This window comes from Pseudomonas sp. (assembly GCF_051660785.1).
Classification (GTDB): Bacteria; Pseudomonadota; Gammaproteobacteria; order Pseudomonadales; family Pseudomonadaceae; genus Aquipseudomonas.
Genome location: NZ_JBOFQE010000050.1, coordinates 1 through 9046, shown reverse-complemented (window position 1 = coordinate 9046; position 9046 = coordinate 1). Strand labels below are relative to the sequence as shown.

The window sequence follows — 9046 nt, the reverse complement described above, 5'->3', positions numbered from 1 at the left end:
AGCCTGCTCGCGATAGCGGTGTGTCAGTCAACATCAATGGCGACTGATACACCGCTATCGCGAGCAGGCTCGCTCCCACAGGGGATTTATGTGTGGCTCAGGTGCGGGGCAGGCGGATGACGGCGGTGAGACCGCCGCCCGGGGTTTCTTCCAGGCTCAATTGCCCACCCAACCGTTCCGCCGCCTCCCGAGCGATGGTCATCCCCAGGCCAACGCCGCCCGAATTGCGATTACGCGAACCTTCCAGTCGAAAGAACGGCTCGAACACGGCTTCACGTTTGTCCGCCGCAATACCCGGGCCGTGGTCGATCACGCGGATCACCAGTTGCTCTCGATTGTCTTCGAGGGTGATCCGCGCGTGCCCGGCATAGCGCAGGGCGTTGTCCAACAGATTATTGATGCACGAGCGCAAGGCCATCGGCTGCACTTGCAGCGGCGCGCAGTGGCCGCTGGCCTGGACGTCGGCCCCCTGGTCCTGGGCGTTTTCGCTCAACGATTCAACCAGCGCCTGCACGTCCATCCATTGCCCGGCTTCACTGGTGCGCTGTTCGTGCAAGTAGGTGAGCGTGGCGTCGAGCATGCTGATCATGTCGTCCAGATCCTGACGCATCTGGCCCTGCAGCTTGTCGTCTTCGATCTGTTCCAGCCGTAACTTGAGGCGAGAGAGCGGCGTGCGCAGGTCGTGGGACACCGCGCCGAGCATCCGCGAGCGCTGCTGCACCTGCTCGATAATTCGTTTCTGCATCAAATTGAAGGTGTAGGCCGCTTGCCGTGCTTCCCGTGGGCCGGACTCGTCCAGCGGCGCGCTGTCGAGGTTTTCGCTCAAGCGTTCGGCGGCGTCGCTTAACCGCTGGATTGGCCGACTCAACAGTTTGGCGCCGTACCAGGCGGCAATGATCAGCGAGACAAACTGGAACGTCAGTGGCACCAACGGGCCGCCAAACCAAGGCCGCGGTGGCCGGTTTTCAAAGCGCGGGTCCATGGGCGGGCGCTGTCCGTCCAAGCCTTGGGAAAACTCGGGCGGCGGTGGAGGCGGCGGTGGGCCGTAATGGTGAAACCAGGCAAACGCCAACAGGTGCGCGAGGATGATCGCCAGCAGCAGCACGCCAAACAGGCGACCGAACAGCGTATCGAAGCGCGCCCGCATCAGCCGATGTCTCTCGCGTCGAACAGATAACCCTCACCGCGAACGGTCTTGATCAGTTGCGGGGCTTTCGGGTCATCGCCGAGCTTCTGGCGCAGGCGCGAGACCAGCAAGTCGATGCTGCGATCAAACGCTTCAATCGAACGACCGCGAGCGGCGTCCAGCAATTGTTCACGGCTGAGCACCCGACGCGGACGTTCGATGAACACCCAGAGCAGGCGGAATTCGGCGTTCGACAACGGAACCACCAGGCCATCAGCGGCGATCAACTGACGCAGCACGCTGTTGAGGCGCCAGTTGTCGAAGCGAATATTCGCACGCTGTTCGGTGCGATCGTCGCGCACCCGACGCAGAATGGTCTGAATCCGCGCGACCAGTTCCCGTGGTTCGAAGGGCTTGGCCATGTAGTCATCGGCACCCAGTTCCAGGCCGATGATCCGGTCGGTGGGTTCGCAACGGGCGGTGAGCATCAGGATCGGAATGTCCGATTCGGCACGCAGCCAGCGGCACAGCGACAAACCGTCTTCACCGGGCAGCATCAGGTCGAGCACCACCACGTCGAAATGCTCCGCTTGCAACGCCAGGCGCATGGCGGCGCCGTCGGTGACGCCGCTGGCGTGAATGTTGAACCGGGCCAGGTAGTCGATCATCAGTTCGCGGATCGGGACGTCATCGTCGACGATCAGGGCGCGAATGCTCCAGCGTTTGTCGTCTGCGGGCGCTTTTTGATCGTCGTTCAGAGGTGCTGGGGTGCTGTGCATGCGTGCGTTCATCTGCCAGGTAGGCTGCCAACCACAAAGATGGGCTGCGAGGTTGTGGTTCCAGCATAGGCGTCCGGCCCGGAGGCGGGAAGTGCTGTAAGGACGTGTTGCGGCTGCCGAGGGTAGCGATGAAGGATGTTGTGGGCGTGTCGTGTGTGTATCGAGCTCGACACAATTGCCGCAGGGGCTAGGCTTGCTTGAGCCTTCGGGACGATTTACCGATCATCGGGTCCCGCAGCCGCGCTGGTTCCGCTACAATGCGCGCCGATTCCGTCCTGCCTGAGAGCCCGCTCATGTCCGTCTGCCAGACTCCTATCATCGTCGCCCTGGATTTCCCCACCCGTGACGCCGCACTGAAGCTGGCCGACCAGTTGGACCCGAAGCTGTGCCGGGTCAAAGTCGGCAAGGAACTGTTCACCAGCTGCGCGTCGGAAATCGTCGGCACTCTGCGCGACAAGGGCTTCGAAGTGTTTCTGGACCTCAAGTTCCACGACATCCCGAACACTACCGCCATGGCCGTCAAGGCAGCGGCGGAAATGGGCGTGTGGATGGTCAACGTGCACTGCTCCGGTGGCCTGCGCATGATGGCTGCCTGCCGTGAAGTGCTCGATCAGCGTACCGGCCCCAAACCGCTGTTGATCGGCGTGACCGTGCTGACCAGCATGGAACGTGAAGATCTGGCGGGTATCGGCCTGGACATCGAGCCGCAGGAGCAGGTGCTGCGCCTTGCGGCACTGGCGGAAAAAGCCGGGATGGACGGTCTGGTGTGCTCGGCCCTGGAAGCCCAGGCCCTGAAATCGGCTCACCCGTCGCTGCAACTGGTGACCCCGGGCATTCGTCCGGCGGGCAGTGCCCAGGACGATCAGCGCCGTATCCTGACCCCGCGTCAGGCGCTGGATGCCGGTTCTGATTATCTGGTGATTGGTCGTCCGATCAGCCAGGCTGCGGATCCGGCCAAGGCGTTGGCTGCTGTCGTGGCTGAAATCGCTTAATCAAACGCTGAAGATCCAAATGTGGGAGCGAGCCTGCTCGCGATGAGGGTGTGTCAGTCGATATCAATATTGACTGATACACAGCCATCGCGAGCAGGCTCGCTCCCACAGTGGTTTTGGGGTGAATTCAAATATTGGGTTAAACCTTCAGCACCAACTTCCCGAAATTCTCGCCGCTGAACAACTTCATCAGCGTCTCCGGGAACGTCTCCAGTCCTTCAACAATGTCTTCCTTGCTCTTGAGCTGCCCCTTGGCCATCCACCCGGCCATTTCCTGTCCGGCGGCCGCGAATTGCGCGGCGTAATCCATCACCACAAACCCTTCCATACGTGCACGGTTGACCAGCAACGACAGATAGTTCGCCGGCCCCTTGACTGCTTCCTTGTTGTTGTACTGGCTGATCGCGCCACAAATCACCACTCGCGCCTTCATGGCCAGGCGACCCAGCACCGCGTCGAGAATATCGCCGCCGACGTTATCGAAATACACATCGACGCCTTTGGGGCATTCACGCTTGAGGCCGGCATGCACGTCTTCATTCTTGTAGTCGATGACGCCGTCAAACCCCAGTTCGTCGATCAGGAACTTGCACTTGTCCGCGCCGCCCGCGATGCCGATCACGCGGCAGCCTTTGATCTTGGCGATCTGCCCGGCAATGCTGCCCACTGCGCCGGCCGCGCCGGACAGGACCACGGTGTCACCTTCCTTGGGTGCGCCGACATCGAGCAGCGCGAAGTAGGCGGTCATCCCGGTCATGCCCAGCGCGGACAGGTAACGCGGCAAAGGCGCCAGTTTCGGATCGACTTTGTAGAAACCTCGTGGCTCGCCGAGGAAATAATCCTGCACGCCCAAGGCACCGTTGACGTAGTCCCCGACCGCGAAGCCGGGATTGTTCGAGGCAACGACTTTGCCTACACCCAATGCGCGCATGACTTCGCCGATACCGACCGGAGGAATGTAGGACTTGCCCTCGTTCATCCAGCCACGCATGGCCGGGTCCAGGGACAGGTATTCGTTTTTGACCAGGATCTGACCCGCAGCCGGTTCGCCGACTGGCACTTCCTGATAGGTAAAGGTCTCGCGGGTTGCCGCGCCCACCGGACGTTTGGCGAGCAGGAACTGGCGATTGGTCTGGGTAGTCATGACTGGCACTCAAGATGAATGAAGCCTTGTTGATAGACCTTCATGATCGATGCCGCAAGTTTGGCTGATGCGGCGAATGCACATCGATCCAGTGCAGTGATAGTCAGTGCGGCAGTTCTATCACTGCCACTCATGTTCGCCCAACCGGCCTTTTGATAGTGCTGCCGTGGCACCCGCTCGTGTCGCTAGACTGCGAACACGCGATCCCCCGCATTCTTCTCTTTGAGGACATAACAATGAGCATGACGTTTTCCGGCCAGGTCGCTGTTGTGACCGGCGCTGCCAACGGTATTGGCCGCGCGACCGCCCAGGCATTCGCCGCTGAAGGGCTGAAAGTGGTGGTGGCCGACATGGACACGGCCGGGGGCGAAGGCACTGTGGCACTGATTCGTACGGCGGGTGGCGAAGCGACCTTCGTGCGCTGCAATGTCACGGTGGAAAGCGATGTAAAAAATCTGATGGACGAGGTGGTGAATACCTACGGCCGTCTGGACTATGCCTTCAACAACGCCGGCATCGAGATCGAGAAAGGCAAACTGGCTGAAGGCACGATCGATGAGTTCGACGCGATCATGGGCGTCAACGTCAAAGGCGTCTGGCTGTGCATGAAGTACCAGTTGCCGTTGCTGCTGGCTCAAGGGGGTGGCGCGATCGTCAACACCGCGTCGGTGGCAGGCCTGGGTGCGGCGCCGAAGATGAGCATCTATGCGGCTTCCAAACACGCGGTGATCGGCCTGACCAAGTCGGCGGCCATCGAGTACGCCAAGAAAAAGATTCGCGTGAACGCGGTGTGCCCGGCGGTGATCGACACCGACATGTTCCGTCGTGCCTATGAGGCGGACCCGAAGAAGGGCGAGTTCGCCAACGCCATGCACCCGGTCGGCCGGATCGGCAAGGTCGAGGAAATCGCCAGCGCGGTGCTGTATCTGTGCAGTGATGGCGCAGCGTTTACCACCGGTCACTCCTTGGCTGTGGACGGTGGAGTGACGGCGTTCTGACAAACAAGGTTTGCAGTGTAGGAAAAAGCCCGCATACGTGCGGGCTTTTTCATGGTTCCGTGAAAGGGACGAACAATGTGTTTCAAATGGTTAGAACCGAGGGTTTTGGCGGCGTTGTCGCACATCTGATCCAGCAGACCTGTGATTAACTGTTTCCCGCAAATGGACAGGAGTTTGCTTGCTCATGGAATTGAGAATCGATCGACAGGCATTGGTGCCGGTCGTACAGCAAATCGTCGACGAGTTGGCCGTCTGGCTCCGTCAAAGCGAGGCGCTGCCGGGGACGCGTTTACCGACTGCGCGGCAAATCGCGCGGGTCAATCTGCTCAGTCAGTCCAGCGTCGTTGAAGCGTGTGAGCGCCTTGTGGCTCAAGGCGTGCTCGCGTCGCGTCATGGCGCCGGTTTCATTGTCGCCACGCCAGCGCTGGCCGCTCAGGGGCATCAGGACTGTCACGGATTCGAAGGAGCGGAAGTGAAGCCGGGCGGCCTCGCGGGTGAACTCAAGCTGGGCTGTGGCGGACTCCCCGAAAGCTGGCGCGAAACGGACGACCTGAGCTACGCGATTCGTCAGGTCAGCCGTACCGACATGGCCGGGCTGTTCAACTACAGCACGTCTCGGGGGCTGCCTGCCTTGCGTGTGCAGATCCGCAAACGCCTTGGGCAGCTCAGTATCGAGGTGGACGAAAACCGTATTCTGACCACCGCAGGTGCGAGCCAGGGACTCGACCTGATTGTGCGCACCTTGCTCAAGCCGGGTGATTGTGTGGTGGTTGAGAGTCCGGGGTATCCCCTGTTATTCGACCTGCTCAGGCTGCACGGCGTGACCATGATCGAGGTGCCGCGAACCCCGCGCGGGCCTGACACAGTGCAGCTTGAAGCGCTGTTGGTGAAGCACAGGCCCCGTGCGCTATTCATCAACAGCTTCTACCACAACCCGACGGGCAGTTGCCTGACGCCTGCGGTGGCGCAGCAGACTGTGCAACTGACCAAAACCCATGGCGTGCTGGTGATTGAAGATGATGTCTATGCGGATTTGCACTGCGGCCCCGGTACTCGCCTCGCGGCATTAGGTATCGATGACAACGTGATCTACGTCGGCAGCTACTCGAAAACCCTCAGCAGTTCTTTGCGGGTCGGATTTGTCGTGGCCAGTGACGAGATTGTTGCGCAGTTGGCCGAGGTCAAGATGATCAGCAGCATGGGCGCCTCAAGGTTCTGCGAATCGGTGCTGACCTGCCTGTTGGCCAGCGGCGCGTACCGCAAACTGGTCCAGCGTCAACGCCAGCGTTTAAACACGGACAGAGAGGCGGCCCTGCAAGTGCTCGAAGACGCCGAATGGGAGGTTTTCGGCAAGCCGGCCGGTGGCCTGTTCATCTGGGCGCGGTCGCGGATGTCAGACTACGCTCAGGTGCGCAAACAGGCCCGGCGCTTCGGTGTGCTGCTGTCTTCTGCCACGGCCTTCAATCCTGACGGCCAGGCCAATGGCTGGCAGCGCATCAACGTGGCATATGCCTGCGATCCTCGTGCCCGGGCATTTTTTCAGGCAACCGCTGCGAATCGACCTAAAGCGTTCTGAAAACGACGTGAGCGTAGCTTTTTGCCATTATTCCGACGCCAGAGACTTGTGCTGGCGTATGCCCATTGCGAATCTGCGTCAACAGACTATGTCAGGGGACTAAGTGCAATGATTTCGGCCGTGCAAGGACGTTTTGCCAACCTCGGTATGGCAAAAAAAATGGGTGTCGGGTTTGTATTGGTGCTGCTGTTGACGGCCCTGGTGGCAGCCATCGGCGTTTGGTCCCTGCAAACCATCAGTCATCGCTTCGACGGACTCAAACAGATGTCGTCGCTCAACAGCGGCTTGCTCAAGGTGCGGTTGCTTGAGCAGGAATACGCCTTGCGCGGCAACGCGAAAACCGCCGATGCCCTGCGCGAAGGCGTGGATGCTTTGATCGCCTTGGCGACCCAGCTGAAAGCTCAATCCGCGTCCAACGTGCCGGTAATGAATGACGTCGAGCAATCCCTGGGGGCTTATCGCAAGGCCTTCGACGAGTTCGTCTCGCTGAGTCAGGCCAAGGATCTGGCCCTCGAAATGGCCAGTTGGTCGGTGTCCAGCGTGGCCAATAACCTTGATGTCCTGCAAGCAGGGCTTGCCGATGACGGCGCCTATACCTTGAAGGAGTCCGAAGGCAAGGACGGTGGGCAGTTCATCGAGCAGGCCAATCAGGTCAGCCAGGTGTCGCGGCTGATGCTACAGGCCATGAACGAGGCGCGTGTACGTCTGGACCAGAGCCGCAAAGGCGACGATAGCGCAGGCCAGGGCAAGATCGAGCAGTCCGAACAGGCGCGGGTTCAGGCCGAGCAGTTGAAAACCACGGTCAAGGATGAAGGCTATCAGACTGTCCTCAATGAAGTAGCGGGTCACATCAACAGTTTCAGCGAGAAACTGACCGAGTACACCGGTCTGTTGGCCCAGGAAAAAACCGTCTATGAGCAACTGCACCAGCGTGCTGCGCAAGTAATGGAGCGGGTTGATCAGGCGTATGTCGCCGAAGACCTGTCGATGCAGGCGGAGTTGAAAAAGAACTCGATGCTGATCATCGGCTCCTCGGCGCTGGCGTTGCTGGTCGGGTTGATCGCGGCGTGGGTGATTACCCGGTTGATCGTGGCACCGCTGCGCAGTGTGATTCGTGTGGCGCAGCAGATCGCCGCGGGTGATTTGAGTGCAACGGTGGAAGTGACACGCCGTGACGAGATCGGCCAGTTGATGCAGGCCATGCAACAGATGGGCGCGGGGCTGAGTACCATCGTCAGTGGTTTGCAGGCCGGTATCGAGCAGTTGGCGAGTTCGGCGCAATCGCTGTCGGCGGTGACTGAGCAGACCAACCTGGAGGTCAGTAGTCAGAAGGAAGAAACCGAGCAGGTCGCCACGGCGATGAATCAGATGACCGCGACCGTGCACGATGTGGCGCGTAACGCGGAGGAAGCGGCGCAGGCTGCGCAAACGGCGGACGGCAAGGTTGAAAGTGGTCAGCAGGTGGTGCGTCAGAGCATGGCGCGGATCGAGCAGTTGGCGGACTCGGCGACTTCGGCCAGTTCGAGCATCGAAAGCTTGAGTGCGGAAATCCAGAATATCGGGACGGTGCTGAGTGTGATCAAGAGTGTCGCCGAGCAAACCAATCTGTTGGCGCTCAATGCGGCGATCGAGGCGGCCCGGGCCGGCGAGCAGGGCAGAGGGTTTGCGGTCGTGGCGGATGAGGTTCGGGCGTTGGCCAAGCGTACTCAGCAATCGACCGAGGAGATTGAGCGTCTGGTGAGTGCCTTGCGTTCGGCGGCGCAGTCGTCGGTGCAGCAGATTCAGAACAGTGGTGAGCTGGTGAAACTGGCGGTGAGTGATGCGTTGCAGACTGAGAGTGCGTTGGGGAGTATTGCGGCGGCGGTGTCTTTGATTCAGCAAATGAACCAGCAGATTGCGGCGGCGGCCGAGGAGCAGAGTTCGGTGGCCGAGGAGATTAATCGCAGTGTGACGAGTATTCGGGCGAGTGCGGATCAGTCTTCGTTGGCGATGCAGGGGAATGCGGCGTCGAGTATTGAGCTGGCGCAGTTGGGGGTTGAGTTGAAGGGGATGGTCGGGCACTTTCGGCTCTGATCTGCCTCCCCCATATGTACACCGACCTACTGTAGGAGCGAGGCTTGCCCGCGAAGGCGGCCTGACAGCCGACCTGTCTCTTTCAGGTGTACATATCCATTTCTGCGATAACGGCGGCTGGCGGTTTCGCCCTTACGGCGACTCACTTTTTTTACAAGCGCCTAAAAAAAGTAAGCAAAAAAACGCTCGCCCCAAGCGTCCGGCCCCTCGCTGAGGCTCGGCGTTCCTTCGCTCCGGCATTCATCCGGGGGCATCGCCCTCCGGTTGGCTTCGCTGGCACCTACATGCGATGAGTTCGACTGCGTCGAACGGCGCTGCGCGCCAATCCCCGGATGAACGCCTCCACTCAGCCTCCCGA

General features: G+C 60.4%; 7 protein-coding genes and 1 pseudogene. 5 read left to right on the top strand and 3 right to left on the bottom strand.

Annotated elements, in window-relative coordinates; translation table 11 throughout:
* Positions 1-97: 97 nt before the first annotated feature.
* Positions 98-1147 carry a sensor histidine kinase gene (locus ACRC4F_RS11960; protein WP_438659494.1) on the bottom strand — a complete coding sequence of 350 codons (1050 nt, stop codon included), beginning with the start codon at positions 1145-1147 and terminating at the stop codon, positions 98-100.
* Entirely contained in the window at positions 1147-1905 is a 759-nt protein-coding gene (locus tag ACRC4F_RS11955) for a response regulator (RefSeq protein WP_077749216.1), read from the bottom strand. The genes ACRC4F_RS11960 and ACRC4F_RS11955 overlap by 1 nt, the downstream gene beginning before the upstream one ends.
* Before the next feature lie 293 nt (positions 1906-2198).
* Between ACRC4F_RS11955 and pyrF the strand changes: the two genes are divergently transcribed.
* Complete coding sequence (gene pyrF, locus ACRC4F_RS11950) at positions 2199-2897, top strand: orotidine-5'-phosphate decarboxylase (RefSeq protein WP_191623683.1); 699 nt, start codon at positions 2199-2201, stop codon at positions 2895-2897.
* Between the two features lie 139 nt (positions 2898-3036).
* Here the strand turns inward: pyrF and ACRC4F_RS11945 are convergent, their stop codons facing one another.
* On the bottom strand, positions 3037-4041 hold the full coding sequence (locus ACRC4F_RS11945) for an NADP-dependent oxidoreductase (RefSeq protein ID WP_010457045.1): 1005 nt from the start codon (positions 4039-4041) through the stop codon (positions 3037-3039).
* Between the two features lie 236 nt (positions 4042-4277).
* On the opposite strand from ACRC4F_RS11945, the gene ACRC4F_RS11940 reads away from it, so the two are divergent.
* The 4 genes and pseudogenes from ACRC4F_RS11940 (at position 4278) to ACRC4F_RS11925 (ending at position 8688) form a co-directional block, all read left to right on the top strand.
* Positions 4278-5039, top strand: coding sequence for an SDR family oxidoreductase (locus tag ACRC4F_RS11940; RefSeq protein WP_131063511.1), 762 nt, complete (start codon positions 4278-4280; stop codon positions 5037-5039).
* 184 nt (positions 5040-5223) lie between these two features.
* Positions 5224-6615 carry a PLP-dependent aminotransferase family protein gene (locus ACRC4F_RS11935; RefSeq protein ID WP_438659493.1) on the top strand — a complete coding sequence of 464 codons (1392 nt, stop codon included), beginning with the start codon at positions 5224-5226 and terminating at the stop codon, positions 6613-6615.
* Between the two features lie 108 nt (positions 6616-6723).
* A pseudogene (locus tag ACRC4F_RS11930) lies at positions 6724-7827 on the top strand (HAMP domain-containing protein); the annotation flags it as partial.
* Positions 7807-8688, top strand: a complete 882-nt coding sequence (locus ACRC4F_RS11925) for a methyl-accepting chemotaxis protein (protein ID WP_371922089.1) — start codon at positions 7807-7809, stop codon at positions 8686-8688. The pseudogene ACRC4F_RS11930 and the gene ACRC4F_RS11925, both read left to right, overlap by 21 nt.
* The last annotated feature ends 358 nt before the right edge of the window (positions 8689-9046 follow it).